Raw genomic sequence first — 22358 nt, 5'->3', positions numbered from 1 at the left:
GCAAGCTACAGCCGCGACGACGATGCCGGCTTCGCCGATGCCACTTGCGCCGACTTGAACAAATGGCTGATGCCCATGGTCAGCAGCGGGCCAGCCAGCGCCAGATAGGAACTGTCCACGCCATACGGATTGCCCGCCAGGAACCAGCCGATGGTGGCGATCACGGAGACGATCACGCCGACAAAGGCGCCGCGCGGCGTGCCGAATTTCGGCGCATAGAAGGCCATCAGCACCAGCACGGCCAGGGTGGCGCGCAGGGCCTTGCCGAGGAAGGCGATCATCAGCAGTTTTTCCGCATACAGCGCCAGCACCAGCGGCAGCAAGCCTGCGACGACGATGGCGATGCGCAGGAACATCAGCGATTTCGCGTCATTCTTCGCCTTGTTGTACCAGGGATCATAAAAATCCTTCATGGCCAGGGTGGCCGACGCCAGGGTGGTGGCGGAAATGCCGCCGAACAGGGCGCCGGCCAGGCCCACGATCATGATGCTGGCGGAAAACGCCGGCATGTGGGCGATCAGGGTAGGAAAGGCATCGATCGACTTCATGCCCGGATACAGCACGGCGCTGCACATGCCGATCAGGGCCGCCATCAGGCCGAACGGAATCATCAGCGACGACACGTAATAGCAGGCGCGCTTGGCCACGGCCGGGTTGTCCGTGCTGACCAGGGCCTGGATCACGTATTGCGTGGCAAAGATGGAACCGATGCCGCCTATCATCCAGGCGATGATCTGGCCCCAGCCGATCTCGACCCAGTTGAACATCTTGGCCGGCAATTGCGCCTGCAGCGCGCCGATGCCGCCCGTCGCTTCCAGCGCATAAGCCAGCGCCAGGATCACGCCCAGGTACTTGACGATGGAGTGGGCGAAATTGGTGTACACGACCGAGCGCATGCCACCCAGGCTGACATACATCACGGTAATGGCACCCACCAGCAAAATGGCCACGGTTTTATTGATGTGCAGCACCGCTGCCAGCACGGCGCCGCCGCTCGCGTACAGGGCCACGGCAACGATGCTCAGCGCGACGATGGTAAGTATCGATGCGGCATAGCGCACGGGTTCGCCGTAGGTTTGCGCCAGGATGCCGGAAATCGTCGACTGCCCGCTTTCCTTGTATTTTTTCACTAACACGATGGCCAGCAGCAAGAAGCCCAGCGACAGCGCCACCAGATTCCATGCAGCGGAAATGCCCAGTTCATAGCCTTTTTGCGCCGTGCCGATGCTGACGGAGCTGCCGATGAATTCCGACAGCAGCAGCGCGCCGATCAGGTAAGCGGGATAATTGCGCCCGCCCGCCGTCATGCCCTCGGCGCTGTTGGCATGCTTGCGCACGCTGTAAGTAATGTAGGACATGAGGGCGAAATAGCCCACCGTGACCGCGGCGATAATGATCAATCTGTTTTCCATCCGTCTACTCCAAGTCTGCTTTTCTTATTATTATTTTTCAAGAAAGCTTCCCCTGCCGCATGCCGTACCAATTGGTGGCAGTGCTCAGAGGAAAGTCAAATTCCTGCCGTACCGATAAGGTACAGCAAGCCTCACACTAAAAAAGTCCGCAACTGCGCTGTAAACAAGTCCGCCGCCTCGATATTCGAGATATGCGAAGCGGGCAGGCTTGCCAGGCGGGCGCCAGCAATCTGCTGCTGCAGCCAGCGCCCGTCGTCGATGGTGGTGACGGGATCGTGCTCGCCCACGATGATCAGGGTGGGCACGGCTATCGTGCCGACGAAGCCGTGCAAGTCCGCCTGGGCCAGCACTTCGCAGCAGGCCGCGTAGCCGCCGGCATCCTGGCCGCGCAAGGTGCTTGTCAGGCGCGCCACCGTGTCCGCCTCGCGCGCGATAAACTGCGGCGTGAACCAGCGCACCGCGGCGCTCTCGGCCACCGCGGCCATGCCGTCGCTGCGCACTTGCTCCGCCCGCAGCTGCCACGGCGCGGCGCCACCGATGCGCGCCGCCGTATTCGCCAGCACGAGCTTCGTCAAGCGCTGCGGCCGGTGTATGCCCAGCCACTGGCCCGTCAAGCCGCCCATGGAAATGCCGCAGAAGGCGGCACGGGCGATATCGAGGTGGTCGAGCAACGCCACCACGTCCAGGCCCAGTCGCTCGATGCCGAACGGCGCGCTGCCGCTGGCCGACTGGCCATGGCCGCGCGTGTCGTAACGCACGACAAAAAAGTCGCCGGCCAGCGCGGCCGCTTGCGCATCCCACATGGACAGGTCCGTGCCGAGGGAATTCGACAGGACCAGGCAGGGCTTGCTGCGCTCGCCATCGGTACGGTAATGCAGGCCGATACCGTCCACCTCGCACATTTTCCCGGCAGTGTCGTTGCCTGTATGCATCATTGCATGTCTCCTCAGGAATCGTCGTCGCGCACCGACGAAGGATGGCGGCACAGCGGCATCACGTCGATCTGCATGTAGGGGAACAGGGGAAGCGAGGTCAGTAAATGATGCAGTTCGTCGACACTATCGACGTCGAAGACGCTGACGTTGGCGTACTGGCCGGCGATGCGCCACAGGTGGCGCCATTTGCCCTCTTGCTGCAAGCGCTGGGCCAGTTCCTTTTCCGTCTGCTTCAGCCGCGCCGCCTGTTCGGCGGGCATGCTCAATGGCAGGTTCACGTTCATGCGTACATGGAATAACATGGTTGCTCCCTTATTGACGCTGCATGGCACGCAGCTTGTCGGTATCAATCTCGACGCCCAGGCCCGGGCCAGTCGGCACTTGCAGCATGAAGTCGCGGTACACGAGCGGCTCGCGCAAGACTTCCTGCGTCAGCAGCAAAGGCCCGAACAATTCCGTGCCCCAGGCCAGTTCGGCAAACGTGGAGCAGACGTGGGCCGTGGCGGCCGTGCCGATGCCGCCTTCGAGCATGGTGCCGCCGTACAGGCCCACGCCGGCCAGGCGCGCCACGGTGGCCACTTCCAGTGCGGGCAGCAAGCCACCCGATTGGGTGATTTTGACCGCATACACGTCGGCCGCATCGGCCTGGGCCAGCGCCAGCGCATCGGCGGGGCCGTGCAAGGCTTCGTCGGCCATGATGGCCACGTCGAAGCGCTGCGTCAGGCGTGCCAGCGCGGTGCGGTTGCCCGCCTTGACCGGCTGCTCGATCAAGTCGATGCCGCCCGCTTCCAGCGCGGCGATGCCGCGCACGGCGTCCATCTCGCTCCAGGCCTGGTTGACATCGACGCGCACGCTGGCCCGTTCGCCCAGCGCCCGTTTGATCTCCAGCACGTGGGCCACGTCATCCATCACGTCACGCAGGCCGATCTTCAGCTTGAAGATGCGGTGGCGGCGCAAGTCCAACATTTTTTCCGCTTCGGCGATATCGCGCGCGGTGTCGCCGCTGGCCAGCACCCAGGCCACGGGCAGCGCATCGCGCACACGTCCGCCCAGCAGTTCCGACAGCGGCACGTTCAGGCGGCGCGCCTGCGCGTCCAGCAGCGCCGTTTCAATCGCGCACTTGGCGAAGCGGTTACCCTGGATGACCTTGCGTACCTTGACCATCGCCTTGGCGACCTCGCTCGCTTCCATGCCGACCAGCAGCGGCGCGATATAGGTATCGATATTCATCTTGATGCTTTCCGGGCTTTCGCCGCCGTAGCTCAAGCCGCCGATGGTGGTCGCTTCGCCCCAGCCCGTGATGCCGTCAGCGCAGCGCAGCCGCACCAGCACCAGCGTTTGCGTGTTCATGGTGGCGACGGACATCCGGTGGGGACGAATGGTTGGCACATCGACCAGGTAGGTCTCGATATTTTGAATCATATTTATTCCGTATAATTCCATGGATTGGTGACACGATATTCCCCGAATGTCCTCACGTCCAACACCGAGTTGGTATTGAACCTATACCTGAAAGGTATGAAGATGGAATTACGCCACTTGCGCTACTTCGTTGCGGTCGCAGAGGAAAGGAACTTCACGCGGGCGGCCGCGCGCCTGCATATCGCGCAGCCGCCACTCAGCCGGCAGATGCAGCAGCTGGAAGAAACGCTGGGCGTGGCGCTGATCGAGAAAGGCTCGCGGCCCCTGCGGCTGACGGAAGCGGGCGAGTTTTTCCTCGCCCATGCGCGGCCTCTGCTCGACCAGGTGCGTGACCTGAAGGCGATGACGCAGCGCGTGGGCAAGCTGGAACGCACCCTGTCGATCGGCTTCGTCGCCTCGACCCTGTATGGCGAATTGCCCGACATCGTGCACCGCTATTGCGAGCGCCATCCCGAGGTCGACGTGAGCCTGCACGAAATGACGACGGTGCAGCAGCTCAAGGCCCTGAAGGAAGGCCGCATCGACGTGGGTTTCGGGCGATTGAAAAGCGAAGATCCCAGCATCCGCCGCATCCTGCTACGCGAGGAGCGGCTGGTAGTGGCCCTGCCGCCCAGCCACCGGCTGGCCGAGGGCGAAGGCGGATTGCGCCTGACCGACCTGGTGCATGAAACCTTGCTCGTGTATCCGAAAGCGCCCCGCCCCAGCTTTGCCGACCAGGTACTGACCATGTTCAGTGTAGGCAATGTCACGCCCGGCCGCGTCACGGAAGTGCGCGAGCTGCAGATTTCCATGGGACTGGTGGCGGCCGGCCAGGGCATTTCCATTGTGCCCGAAAGCGTGCAGGCCATGCATCACAGGAACGTGGTCTACCGCAAGCTGGACGACAAGCATGCGTTCTCGCCCATCCTGTTCAGCATGCGGCATATGGATCGCTCGCCGGAACTGGACAACCTCCTCGCCGCCGTGTATTCGATCTACGATGAACACGGCATTGCGCACGTCAAGGAAAGCCTGTAGCAACTAGAGGGCGGCGTCGGCCAGCAATGCCGGGCGCAGCGCGCGGATGCGCAGCTCCGTGAAATAGCCGCCCGCTTCGTTGTAGCGCAGATAGTGGCGGCCGCAGTTCAGGCAACGCGCCACCTGGCTCAGGTTAGCGGGGTAGTAACGCGGTGCGATGGGCGCGTCCATGCTGTCATAGCGCGTGCCGTGCGGATGGTATTCGGCGAACGTCGGTTCCTCGTACGGATCTTCGCGCAAGGTGCCAATTTCTTCGAAGCGGTCCAGCTCCAGCGAAGTAGGAAGACGCTGCCAGGCGTCCAACGGCACGGCGCAGCAACTGCATTTTTTTGTCACCAGCGCCGACGTGGCGGCCAATGCGGACAAGGCGGGAAAGTCGATGAATAACATGCGTCAACCAGTACAAAGGGGCGGCCCATGGCAACGAGCCTGGCCGCGCCCCTTATTCTAGCGCAGACGCATCCTGCCGATACGCGCCCCCCATCTTGCCAGGATCAGCTCCAGCAGCATCAGCATGCAGGCGGAAATAAGCAGCAATGGCATCAGCGCGCACATGGCGGCGGCAAGCAGCCAGGCCAGCGCCGAAGGCGAGGTCCAGGCGCCTGGCAGCAGCCGGGGCAAGCCCAGCGAACCTGGCAAGCGCCGCTTGAAAAACATCACCCAGCCCGACACCAGCGAGAACAGCACGCTGGCGCCGAACAGCAGTAACAGCGCCTGATTCCACCAGCCGAATTCGCCCCGATGGAAGGGGATGCCGATGGCCGTCGCCTTGCCGAACGCAGTCTGCGCCTCCCACCCCGCGTAATACAGAGGCTTGCCGCTGTAGGCATCGAATTGCAGATCGAAGCGCAAGGTGGGCTGGCTGCGGTCGGCCATGGTGGCGCGCCACACATCGTCCTGGCTGGCCGGCGCCGTCAGTTGCACGGCGATGGCGGGTGCATGGCTGCGCGCCACCCGCCAGGCATCCTGCCAGTCGAGCGGAGCACCCTCCTCGGTCGAGTGCAGGCCGCGCGGCACGGGCGGCGGCGCCTGGCCGCTGACGTCACGCAGCGCGCGTATGCGCCCGCCCGCTTGCTGGCTCCACGTCAAGCCTGTCGACAGGATGACCAAACTGATGACGCCGAACGCCACGCCCAGGAAGGCATGCCATTGGCGCCAGCCATTGCGCCCCCGCGCGCCCCGCTTCGGCAAGCCCGCTTGCGTGCCGCGCGGCCACCACAGCACCACACCCGTCACCAGCATCACCATTAGCCAGCTGGCCGCCAGCTCGATCATCCAGCGCCAGTCATCGTTTTGCAGCAGGCGCGAATGCAGCTTTTTGGCCCAGTTGCCGAAGCGCTCACTGCTGGCCAGGCTGCCCAGCACGCGCGCGTCATAGGGATTCACATACACGATGATGGCTTGCGCGGGCAGGCCGAACTTCGGCCTGGGGGGCGTGGCCGGCGCGGCATGTCCGCCATGGCCCGCATGTTCATCCTGCGCGCCGCCGGGCGGCGCGAACGCCACCTGCACCGCATCGTCCTGTTGAAACGGCGGCACCACGTGCTGCACTGCCCAACCGCGCGGCGCCGCCTGTTCCGCTGCCGCCACGGCGGCGTCCAGCGGCAGCATGGACGCTTGCGGCGCCACGTGATCGAGATGCTGGTACAGCCTAGCCTCGATCTGCGGCGTGAACACATACAGGATGCCCGTCAGGGTGGCCACCAGCGCAAACGGCGAGGCGATCAGCGCGGCCCAAAAGTGGATGCGCCAGTACAGGCTTTTACGCCGTGCGATAAGAAAAGTTGCGTCGTCCATGACCATCCTCACAGTGCGTTGAAGGTATAGCCCAGGCCCAGCATCACGCTGCGCGGTGCACCGGGCGTGTATTGATTCTGGCTGTTCGGCACATAGCTGCCCACGCCGGCGTAACTGCTGCTGGCCGAATCGGCATAGCGTTTATCGGCCAGGTTACGCACCTGCGCCCAAGCTTCCAGGCCGCGCGCAAGCTGGTAGCTGGCGCGCAGGTTCAGCAGGGCGTGGCCCTTGTACTCCACCGTGTTGGCATTGTTCATCCAGTAGCGGCCCTGGTGCACGACTTCGAGCGCTACCCTGGCGCCAGCCACGGGCTTGTAGCCGATCTCGATCGAGGTGATGTCGCGCGGCGCCTGCGGCATGGCGCGGCCGCTGTAATCGAGGCTGGACGACACCTGGTAGCGCAGGTAGCGATGGCGCGCGATGGCCGTGGCGAAGCGCGCGTCGAACGGGCCGCTGTCGTAGTTCAGCCCAAGCTCCAGGCCCTCGCTGCGCGTGCGTCCCGCATTGCGGTTTTCGCTGTTGCCCGGCGAGAGCGTATAGCTGACGATGGTGTCGCGCCCATCGAGCCGGTACAGGGCCGTATCGAGTTTCAAACGGCCCTGCAGGAAGGCCCAGCGCAAGCCCAGTTCATAGTTGTTATAGACCGACGGTTGCAGGTCGGCGATACCCGTCTTGCCATACAGTTGGCTGACCTCGGGCGGGGTAAAGCCCTGGCTGACGTTCGCATACGCGCTGCCCGCATGGCCGATGGCGTAGGTGGCGCCCAGTTTCGGGCTGACGTGGGAAAAGCTGCGCGACTCGTCGGGCGCGCCGTAATTGACGCTGCCGCCCGGTGCCAGCTTGTTGTGGTAATCGTAACGGATGGCATCCGAGCGTCCGCCCAGCACCACACGCGTGCCCGCCAGCGGAGAAAACTCCCATTGCGCGAAGACGGCCGTGTTCAGAATGTCCGTCTGGTAGTCGCGCACGCCCTGCGGATTGCTGGCATTGGCCAGCGTATAGCGCAGATAGCGGCCCGTGGCGGCATCGCGCACGATGGACAGGTTGTCGCTGACAAAGGGATTGTCGCTCTTGTCCACGTACACACCAAAGATCAAACGCGCATTCAGCCACGCAAAATTCTGCTGGTGTTTCACGTCCAGCCCCAGCGAATCGACGTGGTTGTTGTTGATGACGCCCTTGCACAGCATGCCCGCGCAACTGCCGATGGAATACGCGGGAATCTGCCCATGGCCATTCTTGCGCGTAAACACGGTGACGGTGCTCGTGCCATTGTCCGACGTCGGCCCTTCCCACGCCAGATTCATGCGCGTGGTCTTGTCCTTGCGGTAGGTAAACGTGTTCAGGCTCTTGCCGCGATTGTTGCGGTAATCGTTTTCAAACAGGCTGCCCGTCATGGCCGCATCGAGATCCGTGTGGACGATGGTGGCGCGCAGCTGCGAGGTGGGGCTGAGCGCATAGTCGGCGCGCAGCGAGAACGAATCCTTGTCGCCATAACTGTACTCTTGCCAGTTGTCGCGCGAACGGCGCGAACTGTAATGGGAAAAGCGCAGTCCCAGCGGGCCCCAGGTATCGCTGGCGGAGGTGTCGTAGCGGGTGTAGCCGCCCACATTATCGCGCCGCACGCCCACCTTGGCCGTCGGCGTGGCGCTGGCGCCGGCCGTCAGAAAATTGACGGCGCCGCCGACGGCATTGCTGCCGTACAGCGAGGAAGCAGCGCCCTTCACTACTTCCACGCCGCCGGCCCCCGCCATATTCATTTCATTAAGCGAGTTGTGGTTGAAGACACCCAGCGGGCGGATGGGAATGCCGTCTTCCAGGTACTGATAGACGGCATTCGTGCCGATAGGCTGGCGGATGCTCATGCTGTGCTGCTCGTTGCCCAGGTCATTCCAATACACGCCGGCGATGCGGTTGAGGATATCGCCCATGGTCTTGGGCTTGTCGCGTTCCAGCGTTTTGGCATTAACGACGCCGATGGCCTGCGGCGTCTCGGACAGCCACGCTTGCGCGCGTGAGCCGGAAACGACGACGGTGTCGATGGCGTGATCAGTTTGGTCAAGTTGCTGCGCCTGCGCGCAGGGGTAAGCCACGGTGATGGCCACGGCCAGCACCAACAGTTTCTTGTTCATGTGATTCTCGTTTAAGTGTGCGGATGCTGCCCGTCGCGCTGGAGGGCGCGCAGGGCAAGCACTAAATATGCAAAGACTTAAATGAGGGCGGCCGGCGCGCGCGATTGCGCGGTGGACCAGATGAACAGCGGTGATGGCGACTGGTAGTACAGGGCCGGGAAAATCGCCGTGCCGCTGGCGACGGACAGCGGCAGCACAGGACTAGGTGGTAAGCCCACGGAACCCGCATGCGTGGAACAGAAGGCGCAATGCTCCATCTGCATGGCCTTGCCGCCAGACTTGTCATCGGCGGCGCCGTCATCGTCGACCTGGACAAGCTGGACAAAACGGATGCCGGCCACCGAGCAGATTTCCGCCCAGCCGGAGCTAGACTCCTGCTTGGCGTTGGCGACGGCCTGGGAAATCGATGGCGCGAGCGCCGCCAGCAGGATCGCAAAACAGGCGATCCATGCGGCAAAGCGGCGCGTGAACAAGGTCATTCCCATGGCCGCATTTTACCAGCGGCCGCCTGGACTGGGTAGTGGAAAGCGGCTCAGGCGGCCGGGCAGGCGGCGTTACCGCTGTCAAAAGCACGCACTACGCTCGCCGCATCGGCGGCGATGCGGTTCACGGCGCGGCGGTGGCCCAGCACCAGTTCATCGTAGCCTGCGCCCACCTTTTCATTGGCTATCGTGCGGCAAGTGACCACCTTGTTGCTGGCCAGCTGACGCACGCTCCACACGGCATCGATCAGCGCATACTGGCCCATCACGGACTCGAAGCGCTGCACATTGGTGCTGATGCGGTACACGGGCAGGTTCTCGGGGTGCGGCGTGCGGAACACATCGATGGCGCCCAGGTCGTTCGTCACGGCCGTCGACAGGGCCTGGCCGATTTCGCCTGCCAGCGGTCCCGCCCAGCGCTGCTGCTCCAGCAATTCGATGCGTCCCGATGGCGCCGTCACGACGAACTGGTTGCGGCTCACCTGTTGCGGCACGCTGACGGCGAGCACCTCGACATAGTATTTGACGGGTTTGGCCGGCTGCGCGTCGGCACCGCCGCTGAGCGTATAGAAATGCTCGGGCTGGGGAGTGGAGCAGGCGCCGAGCAGGCTGGCCGCCATCAGTAGCGCAAAAATTGGTTTCCTCATTTTTTTTCATCTCCTTTTTTACCGCGGATCAGGGACTCGGGATGACGTTCCAGGTAATCCGATAGCGCGTTCAGCGATTGCAGGGTTTGCGTCAGCTGCTGCAATGCCTGGCGCACGTCAGACTGCAGCGGCGAATCCTTTTGCAGCACCTGTTCGGCCGTGCCGAAGGTCTGTTTCGCCGCCGTCAAGGTATCGCGCATTTCCGGCACCACCTGGCCATCGAGCTGCTTGAACAGGGTATTGGCCTGCTTGATGGTGGCGTTCAAATTGTTACCGATCTCCGCGTACGGCACCTGATCGAGCTTGCGGGCGATGCTGGCAATCTGCGTCTGCAGTTCATCCAGAGTATTCGGCACGGTGGGCACTTCCAGCGGATAGCTGTTCAAGTCCAGCGCCACCTTCGGCGCTTTCGGGAAGAAGTCCAACGCGATATACAGCTGGCTGGTGAGCAGGTTGCCCGTGCGCAGCTGGGCACGCAAACCGCGGCTGACCATGCGTTCGATCAGCTGGTGGCCGGCCGATCCTTCCGCATCGTCGACGGCCGCCTTGAAGCGCATGCCCAGGCGGGCCGGGTACAGATTGACGGTGACCGGCATGCGGAAGTTCTTTTTCACAGGGTCGAATTCGATACCCACCGAGCGCACTTCGCCCAGTACGATGCCGCGGAAGTCCACCGTGGCGCCGGGCTGCAAGCCACGCAGGGACTGGTCGAAATAGAATACGGTGGTAATGGCTTCACCATCGGGCTCGCGCATGGCACTGGCCTCGTCGGCCGCCAAACGGAAATTGGTATCGGCCGGCGCCGGTTCTTCGGGCTTGCGGCCATTTTCCGCCTCGAAGGCGATGCCACCCACCAGCATGGCGGCCAAGGACTGCGTATTCAATTTGAAACCGTTGGAGTCGAGGCGCACGTCGACGCCGCTGGCATGCCACCAGCGCGCGTTCTTGCCGACGAACTGGTCGTACGGCGCATTCACGAAGACCGACAGGGTGATGCCATTGCCATCCTTGTCCAGCGCGAAGCTGACCACCTTGCCCACGCGCAGGCGGTGGAAGAACAGGGGCGAACCCACGTCGACGGAGCCGAGGCTGTCCGCATGCAGGGTGTATAGCTTGCCCTTCTGGTCGCCGGCCACGGCGGGCTGATTTTCCAGGCCGACGAAGTTGTCCTTCTTCTGCTCAGACTTGCCCGTGTCGACGCCGATGTAGGCGCCCGACAGCAAGGTGCCCAGGCCCGTCACGCCGCTGGCGCCGATCTGCGGGCGCACCACCCAGAAGCGCGAATCGGCCGTGGCGAAGCGCCGCGCTTCCTTGCTCATGTCGATCGTCACCAGCACCTTGCTCAAGTCGTCGCCGAGGGTAATGCCGCGCACCTGGCCGATATCGACATCTTTGTACTTGACCTTGGTCTTGCCCGGCTCCAGGCCTTCGGCGCTCTTGAAGCTGACCGTTACCGTGGGGCCCTGGTCAAGGATGGACTTGGCGGCCAAGCCGGCGCCGATCAGCGCAGCCAGCAACGGAATAAGCCATACCAGCGACGGCAGCCAGCGGCTGCCCTGTTCCACATCGGGTTCCGGCAATGGCCGGCCACCCGTTTCGGCAAGGTCGCCTGCTTCTTTGTCAGACATGCTGTTCTCCATTCACTGTATTGTTTCCGGTATTTGTCACCACCACGGGTTCTTCCTCGCCAGGCACCTGCCCGTCGACGGGGTCCCAGATCAGGCGCGGGTCGAACTGCATCGCCGCCAGCATGGTCAGCACCACCACGGCGCCAAAAGCCAACGCGCCGGGACCTGCCGTGATCACGGCCAGCGACTTGAAACGCACCAGCGCCACCGTCAGGGTAACGACAAAGATGTCGAGCATGGACCAGCGGCCGATGAATTCCACCATGCGGTACAAAATGGTACGCTGGCGCGGCCGCCAACGCGAACGCCGCTGCGCCGTGAACGCCAGCAGCGCCAGCACGCCCAGCTTGAGCATGGGCACAACCACGCTGGCGATGAAAATGATGATAGCCAGGCCCTTCGAGCCGCTGGTCCAGAACAGCACCACGCCGCTCATGATGGTGTCGTTCTGCGCGCCAAACAGGGAATACGTGACCATCACGGGCAGCAGGTTGGCGGGAATGTAGAGGATCATGGCAGCGATCAGCAAGGCCCAGGTGCGGTTGATGCTATCTGGTTTACGCACATGCAGGGCCGTGCCGCAGCGCACGCACGCCAAGTGCTTGCCCTTGCCCAGAGGCGGCGCCACCAGGCCGCAGGCATGGCAAGGCACCACCTTCGCGCCGGGCGCGAAGGCCTTGTAGCGGATGCCGGGCAGCGCTTGCCGCGTCAGGTCATCGCCCAGGTTCCACAAGGCCTTGGGGTCGAACGAGACGACGATGGCCAGCAACAAGGTCAAGGCGCCAAACGCGAACAAGCCCGGTTGCGGCAGCACCGTGGCCAGGCTGGTCATCTTCACGACGGTGATCAGGATGCCGATCATTAGCACTTCCGTCATGCCCCATTCGCGCGCCGTCTGCACGGCGCGCAGCACGCGGTTGAAGCCGGGCACCTTGACGCCGCCGCGCAGACCCAGCGCCACATACAGCAGAGAGCCCAGTTCGATGGCCGGGAAGAGAATGGTAAACAGGAACACCATGGTCGCCACCACCTGCATCTGCTCGGACCACAGCACGCGAATAGAGCCGAGCAAGGTGGCGCTGGAGGTCAGGCCATTGACGTCAAGTTCGACGATGGGAAAAAACTGGGCGATCAGGAAAACCAGGGCGGCACCCAGGGTGAGCGCCACCACCTTATCCAGTCCTGCGGAGGCGCCCCGGCTCGATACGGCCCGGTACAGCACCGAGCGGCAACGGATGCAGCGCGCCTTCTCGCGCGGACGCAGCGGACGTTTGCGGTATAGCACGCCACAGTCATGACAGCTAATCAGGTCGTATCGGTGCACAGTGTGAAGTTTGCCGGCGCACGAAGCGCGACTATCCATGTCAATGCCAGTCATCATGACAGAGTTGGCATTTTCCTGCACCTCAGCACTATTTATTCTTGTGCGTCTAACAATATCTCGACCGCCCGGCCAATTTGCAGCACTCTTTCATCCGCGCCCGCCAGGCCGCAGATACCCAGTCCCACGGGCAGTTCACCGTCGGCATGGCAAGGCAGCGACAGCGCGCAGCCGTCGAGGAAGTTGATCACGCTGGCGTTGCGCAGCACCAGGCCATTCGTGGCAAAAAAAGTGGCGTCGTCCACTTCCAGCGGCGCGACTTCCGGCGCTAGAATAGCCACGCTGGGCATCAGCCAGGCATCGAATGGCGCCAGGCGCTGCTCTGCGATGGCGATCAGGCGCGCGCGCGCATCGAGCAAATCAATGTAATCAGCTGCGCCCTGCTGCTGGCCGCGGCGAATGCGCGCCGCCACGCGCTGGTCGTACTGCGCGCCTTTCTCTTCGAGCAACAGCCTGTGCCAGTGCCAGGCTTCCGCAGCCACCAGGCCACCGCCGCCATTGATCGTCGGCAGCTCCAGCAACTCGGGGAAATCGAACTGTTCTACCTGCGCACCGGCCGCGCGCAATTTGTCCAGCGCGCGCTCGAAAGCCTGCTGCACTTGCTGCTCCAGGTGCGTGCCGACGTAATCGATGGTAAAGCCGAAGCGCAAGCCTTTCAGGGCTGGCGCGCCATCGGGGATAGCGTGGCCGGACAAGGCCGCATACAGGATGGCGCAGCAATCGACGCTGTGGGCAATGGGCCCGGCCGAGTCGAGAGAGCGCGACAAAGGCACCGTGCCCGCCAACGACACGGAAGCCGCCGTCGGCTTGAACCCGGTCAGGCCGCAAAAGGCGGACGGGATGCGGATCGAGCCGCCCGTGTCCGTGCCCAGCGCGCCGGCCGCCATCGCCAAAGCCACCGTCACGGCGCCGCCAGAAGTAGAGCCACCCGCCACGCGTGCGCGGTCGTACGGATTGCGCGGCGTGCCGTAGTGGGGATTCAAGCCCAGGCCGGAAAACGCGAATTCACTCATGTTGGTGCGGCCCAACAGGATGGCGCCGGCCGCGCGCAGGCGCGCCACGGCGCCCGCATCGGCATCGGCGGGCGGCGCATCGGCCAGCGCCAGCGAGGCGGCGCTACTGACCTGCCCCCTGACGTCGAACAAGTCCTTGACCGAGATGGGCACGCCGGCCAGGGACGAGGCAACGATGCCCGCCGCGCGCGCAGCGTCGCTGGCACGCGCTTCCATCAGCGCCTGTTCGCCATCAAGACTGACATAGGCATGGCCACCTTGCGCCCGGTGCGCCTCGGCGCGCGCCAGCATGCGCTGCGTCAGTTCCACGCTGGTGATGCAGCCGGCGGCCAGGTCGGCCGCCAGTTCCCTTATCGTCCTCTTGCCAGTCAAATCCATGCTGCCTCCTCGATTTTCCAGGCATGCATCTTACCGGATGCAAGCGGCATAGTCGCCGCCTTGTCAAGCAGCCAGGAAGTCGAGCAATGTCAAGGCGACGATCTTGCTGGCCTTGCGCAAATCGTCCAGCGCCAGGCGTTCATCGGCCTTCTTTGCATTCGATTCAGGCACCGTGCGCGGACCGGCGCCATACAGCACGGCAGGAATGCCCCGTTCGCCATACAGGCGCGCATCCGCATACAGGGGCGTGCCGACGGCGGGTATCATCTCGCCGAGGATGACTTGCGCATTCTTTTGCAGGCTGCCGACCAGCTGCTCAGAACCGGGCAAGGGCCGCAGCGCATGCGACAGCAGCAGGCGGCGAATCTCGATGCGGATGCCTGGCTCGCCGCGCACGGCGTCTTCGATCAGCGCGCGCACCTGCGCTTCCACCGCCACCGGATCTTCTTCCGGAATCATGCGGCGGTCCATCTTCATGACCACCTTGCCTGGCACCACATTGGTATTCGTGCCGCCGTCGATGCGCCCCACCAGCATGGTCGGCGAGTCGATACCCGCCACTTTGGATTTGATCTTTTTCAGCTCCGGCAACTGGCCATAGATGGCGTTGAGGATCTTGTTGGCTGCCTGCAGGGCGTCATGCCCCGTTTCCGGCATGGAGCCGTGGCCCGACTTGCCGTGCACAGTGATTTCCAGCTGCAGACAGGCGTTGTGCGCGGTGACGATGCCGTAGCTGAAACCGGCGGCGATGACGAAATCGGGCTTCGTCAGTTGCTGCTCCAGCAGCCAGCCCGGCCCCAGCAAGCCGCCGAATTCCTCGTCGTAGGTAAAATGCAGTTCCAACTGGCCTTTCAAGGAAATGCCCAGCGCTTCAAGCGCGCGCGCGGCGAACACATAGGTGGCGAAATCGCCTTTTGAGACAGCCGTCGCGCGGCCATACATATATCCGCCGTCGATCTGGCCGCCATACGGCGGATACGTCCAGTTGTCGCCAGGCGACACCACGTCGCCATGCGCATTCAGGGCCACCGTCGGCCCGCCCGCCGCATACGGCCGGCGCACGATCAGGTTGGTGATGCTCTGCATGCCGTACGCCACCACCTGGTCCGCTGGCACGGCATGCTTTTCCGCCTGCCAGCCATACGCCTGCAGCAACTGCGCCACCAATTCCGCATGGGGCGCGTTATTGCCGGGCGGCGTATCCGTCGGCTGCTGCACCACTTTCTGTAAAAATGCGACTTCTTCGTCGAAGTGTTCGTCGATCCAGGCCGTGATTCGTTCCGCGTGCGTTGTCATTTTGCTCCTTGCATGGTCTGTTGCAGCCAGGCGCCCAGTTCACTGCGCTCGGCGTCGGTCATGTTGGTCAGGTTCCCGATCGGCATGGCTTTGAGCTCGATGGCCTGCTTGTAGATTTGTGCCGCGTGCTGGCGAATCTCCGTTTCATTATCCAGCATCATGCCGGCCGGCGCCGTGGCGAAACCGGGCTGCGTGGGCCGGACCGAATGGCAGGTGGCGCAGCGCTGGGCGATGATGGCATGCACGCTCTTGAACTGCGCTGCCGGGTCCACCGCCGGTACGGCCGCCACGGCCACGGGCGCTTTCGGCGCGATGGCCACGGCCACGCCCAACAGCAGGGCCACGCCGATGGCCGGATAGCGCCACTCGACCCGGCCCTTGTGGCGCAGGTTGAAGAAGTGGCGAATGAACACGCCGGCCGCCATGATCAGCGCCAGCACCAGCCAGGCGTGATCGTTGCGGTAGGTCATCGCATAGTGGTTGCTGATCATGATGAACAGTACCGGCAAGGTAAAGTAATTGTTATGCACGCTGCGCTGCTTGGCTTTCAAGCCGTGCTTGGGGTCGGGCAGCTTGCCGGCCGCCATGGCTTCGACCATCTTGCGCTGGCCGGGAATGATCAGCATCAGCACATTGGCCACCATGATGGTGCCGATCATGGCACCCACGTGGATGTAGGCGGCGCGCCCGCTGAGCAAATGCGTGAGCACGTACGCGGCACCGACGATCAACGCGAACACCGTCACGCCGAACCACAATTCATGTTTGGCCAGCGGGGAACGGCACAGCAGGTCGTACACGGTCCAGCCGATGACGAGCGTGGCAATGCCGATGCCGACGGCCTGGCCGCTGGAGATATCGGCCACGGCTTTGTCGATCATCATGGCCTGCGCATTGAAGTAGTAGGCAATCGTCAGCAGCGCGAAACCGGACAGCCAGGTCGAATACGCTTCCCACTTGAACCAGTGCAGTTCCTTCGGCAGTTCGGCGGGCGCCACCAGGTATTTTTGCGGGTTGTAGAAGCCGCCGCCATGCACGGCCCACAATTCTCCCGAGACGCCCTTCTTTGCCAGCTCGGAGCCGGGCGCGGGCGGGCGGATCGAGTTGTCGAGCCAGACGAAATAAAAGGAAGCACCGATCCAGGCGATGCCCGTGATGACGTGCAGCCAGCGGACGATCAGGTTCAGCCACTCCAGGCCGTACGGAATCAGGTAGGCAAATACTTCCATAAATTTCCTCTAGTCAGACCGAACCCATATTCGTGCCAATCTACACAAGATAAACGGATTTACCGCCCATCACATGAAAAATATCGTATATTTGACATATTCAAATCGATATACAACCGAGCCGCCGCCACATGTCCAGCCTGCCGCAACACCTCGACCTGCACCTGATCCGCATTCTCTACCTGCTGCTGGTGGAAAAGAATGTCTCGCGCGTGGCGCTCAAACTCAATCAGCCGCAACCCTCGATCTCCGCCTCCTTGCGCAAGCTGCGCGAACTGACGGGCGACCCGCTGCTGGTGCGCGGCGCGCGCGGCATGGTGCCAACCCAACATGGTGAAAGCCTGCTCAATCCGGCCAAGCGCATCCTCGACCAGACGGAGAGCCTGTTCGTCAAGAAGACGCCATTCGTGGCGCAGGAAGAGGCGCGCACCTTCCATATCGCCGCGCCCGACTACCTGGACAGCCAGTTCCTGCCCAACGTGGTGGCCCTGCTGCGCCGCGGTTCACCGAAAAGCCGCGTGGTGCTGCATAGCCTGGGGCCGGGCATCGACCATATCCGCCAACTCTCCGATGGAGGCCTGGACCTGGTCATCGCCAACTGGGACGAGCCGCCCGCCCATCTGCATATCTCGAAACTGTTTGAAGACCCCATCATCTGCGCCATGCATGCGGAAAACGCCTATGCGCGGCGTACGGCCAGCGATGCCATGACCCTCGACGATTATTTGAGCCTGCCCCACGTGGCGCCGTCGCAGATGATGCCTGGCTACCACGGCGTGATCGATTCCTTCCTCGAACGGCAAAACCTGCAGCGCAACGTGGTGGTCGAATCAGCGTACTTCGGCCTGATCCCCTACATGCTGACGCAGACCGATCTGGTGCTCACCACGGGCCGGCAATTCATGCGCTTCTATGAAAAAACCCTGCCGCTGAAAACGTATACCGTGCCCTTGAAATTCCCACCCATGCGTTTTTACCAGTTGTGGCACCAGCGCGTGCACCAGGCACCCGAGCACAAATGGCTGCGCGACCAGGTCAGCGCGGCGGCCAAGGCGCTGGTGCAGCGATAGCAGCTATCAGCACGCGCATATAATGGAGACAGGAACGGGGCGCTATCATCACCGCTTGCATGATCGGAAAACCATGACCACCCTTTCAGACCTGAACGCCGGCAGCCAGGCCGATTTTATCGCGCAGCTGCACGGCATTTACGAACATTCGCCCTGGATCGCCCAGCGCGCGGCCCCCGCCCGGCCATTCGCCAGCCTGACGGTACTCAAGACGGAATTGCAGCGCGTGCTGGCGCTAGCCTCGTCCGAAGAGCAGCTGGGGCTGATACGCGCCCACCCGGAGCTGGCCGGCAAGGCCGCCATCGCGGGCCAGCTGACGGCGGAATCAACGCGCGAGCAGGCCAAGTCCGGCCTGAACCTGTGCAGTCCTGATGAATTTGCCACGCTGCAGCGCCTCAACAGCGAGTACAACGCCAAATTCGGCTTTCCCTTCATCCTGGCCGTCAAGGGTCCGACGGGCGAAGGCTTGACGCGCCAGGACATCATCGCCACGTTTGCGCGGCGCCTGAAAAACCGTCACGCCGATGAGCTGGCCGAATCGCTGCGGCAAATCAAGCGCATCGCCGAGCTGCGCCTGAACGACCTGTTCGACGTGCGCCTGGACTTCGGCCCGGCCATCATGCAGCACGCGGAAACCCTGGCCGGCTGGAGCGACAGCGACTACAACCTGACCTGCGCCTACCTGACGCCGGCGCACCGGAAAACGGCAGCGCAGCTGGCCGACTGGATGCGGGACGCGGGCATGCAGGTACAGATCGACGCCGTCGGCAATGTCGTCGGACGCTATCTGTCCGACGCGCCAGGTGCAAAAACCCTGATGACGGGATCGCATTACGACACGGTGCGCAACGGCGGCAAATACGATGGCCGGCTGGGCATCGTGCTGCCGATCGCCGTCGTGCGCCACCTGCACGAACGAGGCGAAAAACTGCCCTTCCACGTCGAGATCGTCGGCTTCGCCGAGGAAGAAGGCGTGCGCTTCAAGAGCACCTTCCTGGGCAGCACGGCCGTGACGGGCAAGTTCGACGTGGCGCTGTTGGAACAGCTCGATGCGGACGGTGTGAGCATGCGCGAGGCGCTGGCCGCCGCAGGTCACGAGGCGAGCGCCATCGGCGCCATCGCGCGCGATCCGGCCGACTTGCTTGGCTATGTGGAAGTGCATATCGAACAGGGGCCCGTGCTGCTGGAGCGCGACCTTCCACTGGGCATCGTTACGGCGATTGCCGGCAGCTCACGCTACCTGGTGACTCTTGGCGGCGTGGCCAGCCACGCAGGCACCACACCCATGACCATGCGCAAAGATGCTGCCAGCGCCGCGGCCGAAATCATCCTGCTGGTGGAACAGCGCTGCAACCAGGGCGTAGCGCTGGTGGGCACCGTAGGCCAGCTGCAAGTGCCCAACGGCTCCGTCAACGTGATCGCCGGCGCTTGCACCCTGTCGCTCGATATCCGCGCCGCCAGCGATGCTGTACGCCAGGCGGCCGTCGACGATATTCTCGACGGCATCGCCGCCATCTGCGCGCGGCGCCAAATCGACTATCAGCTGGAGCTGCTGCTATCGGCACGTGCGGCGCCGTGCGCGCCATGGCTAATGGCACAGCTGGCGCAGGCAGTGGAATCCGTCGGCATCGCACCGTATGCGCTGCTGTCGGGCGCCGGCCACGACGCCATGGCCATGGCCGCCATCACCGACGTGGCCATGCTGTTTACGCGATGCGGCAACGGCGGCATCAGCCACAACCCGCTGGAAACCATGACTGCGGACGACGCCGACATCGCGGCGCAGGCGCTGCTGGCCTTCCTGCGCAACTTCCAACCCAAACCCTAAGTGGGGGACGTGGGCCGGTGACCTACACCGCCACGGCCCGCTCCAGCATCGCGTGCAACAGCACGTTGCAACCCGCTGCCAGGTGCTCGGGCTTGGCGTCCTCGATTTCATTGTGGCTGATGCCATCCTTGCACGGCACGAAGATCATGCCGGCCGGCGCCAATCTGGCCGCGTAGATGGCGTCGTGACCGGCGCCGGAGACTACGTCCATCACGGAGTAACCGAGTTTGGCCGTGGCATTGCGCACGGCACCCACGCAGTCGGGGTGGAACGGGCATGGCGGGTAATAGGAAACCCGTTCAAGAGATATATCCAGTCCCGTGCCGGTGCGCGTGGCGTCGATGAAGGCCGTGATCTCGCCATGCATGGTATTGAGCAGTTCATCGTTCACATTGCGCAGGTCGATGCTGAATTTGACTTCCCCGGGGATCACGTTGCGGCTGTTCGGGAACACCTGCACCATGCCCACTGTGCCGCGGCCATATGGCGAATAGCGCTTGGCAATGGCGACGACTTCCTGCATGATCGTGGTGGCCACCTGCAGCGCGTCCTTGCGCAGCCCCATGGGCGTGGGTCCCGCATGCGCCTCCATGCCCGTAACGACGCAGTCGTACCACGACAACCCCATCACGGCCGGCACCACGCCGATGACCTTGTCGGCGTCTTCCAGCACGGGCCCCTGCTCGATATGCGTTTCAAAGTAGGCGCCGATGGGATGCTCGCCCGGCACCTGGTCGCCCTTGTATCCGATGCGCGCCAGTTCCTCGCCTACCGTCTTCCCTTCCATGTCCCTGGCCGCATACGCGGTTTCGAGCGAGAAGGCGCCGCAAAATACGCCGGAACCCATCATCACGGGCACGAAGCGCGAGCCTTCCTCGTTGGTCCAGAACGCCACCTCGATGGGCGCTTGCGTCTTGATCTGCAAATCGTTCAGGGTACGCACCACTTCCAGGCCGGCCAGCACGCCATAATTGCCATCGAACTTGCCGCCCGTGGGTTGCGTATCGATATGGCTGCCCGTCATCACGGGCGGCAGGGTATTGTCGGTGCCGTCGCGGCGCATGAAAACATTGCCGATCTGGTCGATGGTGATGCTCATGCCCGCCTCGCGGCCCCAGCGCACCACCAGGTCTCGCCCCTGCTTGTCCAGGTCCGTCAGGGCCAGGCGCTTGACGCCGCCTTTCACTGTCGCGCCGATCTGCGCCAGCTCCATCAGGGCCGCCCACAATCGTTCGCCATTGATGCGTAAATCATCCCGTAGATCATCCATTGTTGTCTCCTGACTTCATGCTGTGGTGGCGGAAAACGCCGGGCGCTCGATATAGCGCCCCGCGCCCTCGACGGCCGTCAGCTCGCCCTGGTGGAACACCACCTTGCCGGCGGCAATCGTGGTGCTGGGGATGCCGCGCACGGTGCGCCCTTCGAAGACATTGAAGCCCCCTTTGGCGAACTGCGTGGCGGCGGAAATGGTGCGCGTGCCTTGCGGGTCCCACAGCACGATGTCGGCATCGCTGCCCAAGGCGATGACGCCCTTGCGTGGATACATATTGAATATCTGCGCCGCATTGGTGGAGCTAACCTTGACGAATTCGGAGGGCGTGAGCATGCCGGAATTGATGCCAGCATCCCACACCACGGCCATGCGTTCCTCGACGCCGCCACAGCCGTTCGGGATACGCGTGAAGTCGTCCTTGCCAGCCGCCTTCTGTTCGGCGCAAAAGGTACAGTGGTCGGTGGCGGTCGTGTGCAGGTTGCCGCTCTGCAGGCCATGCCACAAGGCCGCTTGATGGTGCTTGCCACGGAACGGCGGGCTCATGACGTGGCCCGCCACGTAATCGAAATCATCGCTCTGGTAGACGCTATCGTCGATCACCAGATGGCCCGCCAGCGCTTCGCCATACACGCGCTGGCCATTCGCGCGCGCCCGCGTGATGGCGTCGAGCGACTCAGCGCACGAGACGTGCACGATGTACACGGGCGTATTGAGGACATTGGCGATGGCAATGGCGCGGTTGGCCGCCTCGGCCTCCACGGCGGGCGGGCGGGACAAGGGATGCGCCTGCGGTCCGGTGATGCCCTTTCTCAGCAAGGCTTGCTGCAATTGAAAAACCAGTTCGCCGTTTTCCGCATGCACGGTGGGCAGCGCCCCCAGTTCCAGCGACCGGCTGAAGCTTTTCACCAGCGTTTCATCGTCGGCCATGATGGCGTTCTTATAGGCCATGAAGTGCTTGAAGCTGTTCACGCCATGTTCGCGCACGAGGATGCCCATCTCTTCATATACCTGCTCGCTCCACCAGGTAATCGCCACGTGGAAGGTGTAGTCGCCGGCCGCCTTGGCCGACCACTCGCGCCACTGGTGATACGCCTCTATCAGGGACTGCTTGGGTGCCGGAATGACGAAATCCATAATGGTGGTGGTGCCGCCCGCCAATCCCGCTGCCGTGCCCGTGAAAAAATCGTCCGATGTCACGGTACCCATGAAGGGCAGATTCATATGCGTGTGGGTGTCTATCCCGCCCGGCATCACGTACAGGCCGCCCGCTTCGATCACGGTGGCGCCGGCGGGTGCCAAAAGGTTCTCGCCGACGGCGGCGATCGTGTCGCCCTCGATCAGCACATCGGCGCGAAAGGCGCGGTCGGCATTAACGACAGTACCGCCACGTATCAGTGTAGTCATCTTGTCTCCTTCTC

The 22358-nt window shown here is 63.3% G+C and carries 19 protein-coding genes; 3 read left to right on the top strand and 16 right to left on the bottom strand.

All coding sequences use genetic code 11. From position 1 onward, the window contains the following. Window positions 1-5: 5 nt before the first annotated feature. The 4 genes from ACP7DE_RS22905 to ACP7DE_RS22890 form a co-directional block, all read right to left on the bottom strand. Entirely contained in the window at window positions 6-1412 is a 1407-nt protein-coding gene (locus tag ACP7DE_RS22905) for a sodium:solute symporter family protein (RefSeq protein ID WP_426074246.1), read from the bottom strand. Window positions 1413-1543: 131 nt separating this feature from the next. Continuing rightward, window positions 1544-2347 (bottom strand): 3-oxoadipate enol-lactonase, encoded by an 804-nt coding sequence (gene pcaD, locus ACP7DE_RS22900; protein WP_426074245.1) that lies wholly within the window; start codon window positions 2345-2347, stop codon window positions 1544-1546. An 11-nt stretch (window positions 2348-2358) separates the two neighbouring features. Continuing rightward, a complete protein-coding gene (catC, locus tag ACP7DE_RS22895) occupies window positions 2359-2649 on the bottom strand; it encodes a muconolactone Delta-isomerase (protein ID WP_426074244.1) in 291 nt (96 codons plus the stop codon). Window positions 2650-2659: 10 nt separating this feature from the next. Next, window positions 2660-3769 carry a muconate/chloromuconate family cycloisomerase gene (locus ACP7DE_RS22890; protein ID WP_426074243.1) on the bottom strand — a complete coding sequence of 370 codons (1110 nt, stop codon included), beginning with the start codon at window positions 3767-3769 and terminating at the stop codon, window positions 2660-2662. A gap of 102 nt (window positions 3770-3871) precedes the next feature. Between ACP7DE_RS22890 and ACP7DE_RS22885 the strand changes: the two genes are divergently transcribed. Beyond that, the gene (locus ACP7DE_RS22885; protein WP_426074242.1) at window positions 3872-4786 is read left to right on the top strand and encodes a LysR family transcriptional regulator; all 915 of its coding nucleotides are present in this window, start codon (window positions 3872-3874) and stop codon (window positions 4784-4786) included. 3 nt (window positions 4787-4789) lie between these two features. On the opposite strand, the gene ACP7DE_RS22880 is transcribed toward ACP7DE_RS22885, so the two are convergent. The 10 genes from ACP7DE_RS22880 to ACP7DE_RS22835 form a co-directional block, all read right to left on the bottom strand. Next, window positions 4790-5176: a hypothetical protein gene (locus ACP7DE_RS22880; RefSeq protein WP_426074241.1), complete on the bottom strand. Its 387-nt coding sequence runs from the start codon at window positions 5174-5176 to the stop codon at window positions 4790-4792. 57 nt (window positions 5177-5233) lie between these two features. Continuing rightward, complete coding sequence (locus ACP7DE_RS22875; protein WP_426074240.1) at window positions 5234-6583, bottom strand: PepSY-associated TM helix domain-containing protein; 1350 nt, start codon at window positions 6581-6583, stop codon at window positions 5234-5236. Between the two features lie 8 nt (window positions 6584-6591). Then, window positions 6592-8715 carry a TonB-dependent receptor family protein gene (locus ACP7DE_RS22870; RefSeq protein WP_426074239.1) on the bottom strand — a complete coding sequence of 708 codons (2124 nt, stop codon included), beginning with the start codon at window positions 8713-8715 and terminating at the stop codon, window positions 6592-6594. A 77-nt stretch (window positions 8716-8792) separates the two neighbouring features. Further along, window positions 8793-9200, bottom strand: coding sequence for a DUF2946 domain-containing protein (locus tag ACP7DE_RS22865; RefSeq protein ID WP_426074238.1), 408 nt, complete (start codon window positions 9198-9200; stop codon window positions 8793-8795). 47 nt (window positions 9201-9247) lie between these two features. Continuing rightward, complete coding sequence (locus tag ACP7DE_RS22860) at window positions 9248-9844, bottom strand: PqiC family protein (RefSeq protein ID WP_426074237.1); 597 nt, start codon at window positions 9842-9844, stop codon at window positions 9248-9250. Next, window positions 9841-11472, bottom strand: coding sequence for an intermembrane transport protein PqiB (locus ACP7DE_RS22855; RefSeq protein ID WP_426074236.1), 1632 nt, complete (start codon window positions 11470-11472; stop codon window positions 9841-9843). Before ACP7DE_RS22855 ends, ACP7DE_RS22860 begins: the two co-directional genes overlap by 4 nt. Further along, window positions 11465-12835, bottom strand: a complete 1371-nt coding sequence (locus ACP7DE_RS22850; RefSeq protein WP_426074333.1) for a paraquat-inducible protein A — start codon at window positions 12833-12835, stop codon at window positions 11465-11467. Before ACP7DE_RS22850 ends, ACP7DE_RS22855 begins: the two co-directional genes overlap by 8 nt. A 53-nt stretch (window positions 12836-12888) precedes the next feature. Continuing rightward, complete coding sequence (locus ACP7DE_RS22845) at window positions 12889-14244, bottom strand: amidase (RefSeq protein ID WP_426074235.1); 1356 nt, start codon at window positions 14242-14244, stop codon at window positions 12889-12891. Between the two features lie 63 nt (window positions 14245-14307). Then, the gene (locus tag ACP7DE_RS22840) at window positions 14308-15540 is read right to left on the bottom strand and encodes a M20/M25/M40 family metallo-hydrolase (RefSeq protein ID WP_426074234.1); all 1233 of its coding nucleotides are present in this window, start codon (window positions 15538-15540) and stop codon (window positions 14308-14310) included. Then, a complete protein-coding gene (locus ACP7DE_RS22835; RefSeq protein ID WP_426074233.1) occupies window positions 15537-16769 on the bottom strand; it encodes a urate hydroxylase PuuD in 1233 nt (410 codons plus the stop codon). Before ACP7DE_RS22835 ends, ACP7DE_RS22840 begins: the two co-directional genes overlap by 4 nt. Before the next feature lie 131 nt (window positions 16770-16900). Here ACP7DE_RS22835 and ACP7DE_RS22830 point away from each other — a divergent pair, with 131 nt between their 5' ends. Both ACP7DE_RS22830 and ACP7DE_RS22825 read left to right on the top strand, forming a co-directional pair. Continuing rightward, on the top strand, window positions 16901-17839 hold the full coding sequence (locus ACP7DE_RS22830) for a LysR family transcriptional regulator (RefSeq protein ID WP_034754583.1): 939 nt from the start codon (window positions 16901-16903) through the stop codon (window positions 17837-17839). Between the two features lie 73 nt (window positions 17840-17912). Then, complete coding sequence (locus ACP7DE_RS22825) at window positions 17913-19667, top strand: allantoate amidohydrolase (protein ID WP_426074232.1); 1755 nt, start codon at window positions 17913-17915, stop codon at window positions 19665-19667. A 22-nt stretch (window positions 19668-19689) separates the two neighbouring features. Here the strand turns inward: ACP7DE_RS22825 and ACP7DE_RS22820 are convergent, their stop codons facing one another. Both ACP7DE_RS22820 and hydA read right to left on the bottom strand, forming a co-directional pair. Next, the gene (locus ACP7DE_RS22820) at window positions 19690-20937 is read right to left on the bottom strand and encodes a Zn-dependent hydrolase (protein ID WP_426074231.1); all 1248 of its coding nucleotides are present in this window, start codon (window positions 20935-20937) and stop codon (window positions 19690-19692) included. Between the two features lie 15 nt (window positions 20938-20952). Further along, on the bottom strand, window positions 20953-22344 hold the full coding sequence (hydA, locus tag ACP7DE_RS22815) for a dihydropyrimidinase (RefSeq protein ID WP_426074230.1): 1392 nt from the start codon (window positions 22342-22344) through the stop codon (window positions 20953-20955). Between the last annotated feature and the right edge of the window lie 14 nt (window positions 22345-22358).

The organism is Janthinobacterium sp. DSP2-3-3 (genome assembly GCF_049897325.1).
In the GTDB taxonomy this organism is placed as follows: Bacteria; Pseudomonadota; Gammaproteobacteria; order Burkholderiales; family Burkholderiaceae_D; genus Janthinobacterium.
Note: the sequence above shows the minus strand (reverse complement) of the source record. Positions and strands in the feature narration are given on the sequence as shown.

Bases quoted from the DNA above. Each gene is read 5' to 3' on its own strand.
- ACP7DE_RS22905 (WP_426074246.1), bottom strand. From the start codon at position 1,412: ATGGAAAACAGATTGATCATTATCGCCGCGGTCACGGTGGGCTATTTC.
- pcaD (WP_426074245.1), bottom strand. From the start codon at position 2,347: ATGATGCATACAGGCAACGACACTGCCGGGAAAATGTGCGAGGTGGAC.
- catC (WP_426074244.1), bottom strand. From the start codon at position 2,649: ATGTTATTCCATGTACGCATGAACGTGAACCTGCCATTGAGCATGCCC.
- ACP7DE_RS22890 (WP_426074243.1), bottom strand. From the start codon at position 3,769: ATGATTCAAAATATCGAGACCTACCTGGTCGATGTGCCAACCATTCGT.
- ACP7DE_RS22885 (WP_426074242.1), top strand. From the start codon at position 3,872: ATGGAATTACGCCACTTGCGCTACTTCGTTGCGGTCGCAGAGGAAAGG.
- ACP7DE_RS22880 (WP_426074241.1), bottom strand. From the start codon at position 5,176: ATGTTATTCATCGACTTTCCCGCCTTGTCCGCATTGGCCGCCACGTCG.
- ACP7DE_RS22875 (WP_426074240.1), bottom strand. From the start codon at position 6,583: ATGGACGACGCAACTTTTCTTATCGCACGGCGTAAAAGCCTGTACTGG.
- ACP7DE_RS22870 (WP_426074239.1), bottom strand. From the start codon at position 8,715: ATGAACAAGAAACTGTTGGTGCTGGCCGTGGCCATCACCGTGGCTTAC.
- ACP7DE_RS22865 (WP_426074238.1), bottom strand. From the start codon at position 9,200: ATGGGAATGACCTTGTTCACGCGCCGCTTTGCCGCATGGATCGCCTGT.
- ACP7DE_RS22860 (WP_426074237.1), bottom strand. From the start codon at position 9,844: ATGAGGAAACCAATTTTTGCGCTACTGATGGCGGCCAGCCTGCTCGGC.
- ACP7DE_RS22855 (WP_426074236.1), bottom strand. From the start codon at position 11,472: ATGTCTGACAAAGAAGCAGGCGACCTTGCCGAAACGGGTGGCCGGCCA.
- ACP7DE_RS22850 (WP_426074333.1), bottom strand. From the start codon at position 12,835: ATGGATAGTCGCGCTTCGTGCGCCGGCAAACTTCACACTGTGCACCGA.
- ACP7DE_RS22845 (WP_426074235.1), bottom strand. From the start codon at position 14,244: ATGGATTTGACTGGCAAGAGGACGATAAGGGAACTGGCGGCCGACCTG.
- ACP7DE_RS22840 (WP_426074234.1), bottom strand. From the start codon at position 15,540: ATGACAACGCACGCGGAACGAATCACGGCCTGGATCGACGAACACTTC.
- ACP7DE_RS22835 (WP_426074233.1), bottom strand. From the start codon at position 16,769: ATGGAAGTATTTGCCTACCTGATTCCGTACGGCCTGGAGTGGCTGAAC.
- ACP7DE_RS22830 (WP_034754583.1), top strand. From the start codon at position 16,901: ATGTCCAGCCTGCCGCAACACCTCGACCTGCACCTGATCCGCATTCTC.
- ACP7DE_RS22825 (WP_426074232.1), top strand. From the start codon at position 17,913: ATGACCACCCTTTCAGACCTGAACGCCGGCAGCCAGGCCGATTTTATC.
- ACP7DE_RS22820 (WP_426074231.1), bottom strand. From the start codon at position 20,937: ATGGATGATCTACGGGATGATTTACGCATCAATGGCGAACGATTGTGG.
- hydA (WP_426074230.1), bottom strand. From the start codon at position 22,344: ATGACTACACTGATACGTGGCGGTACTGTCGTTAATGCCGACCGCGCC.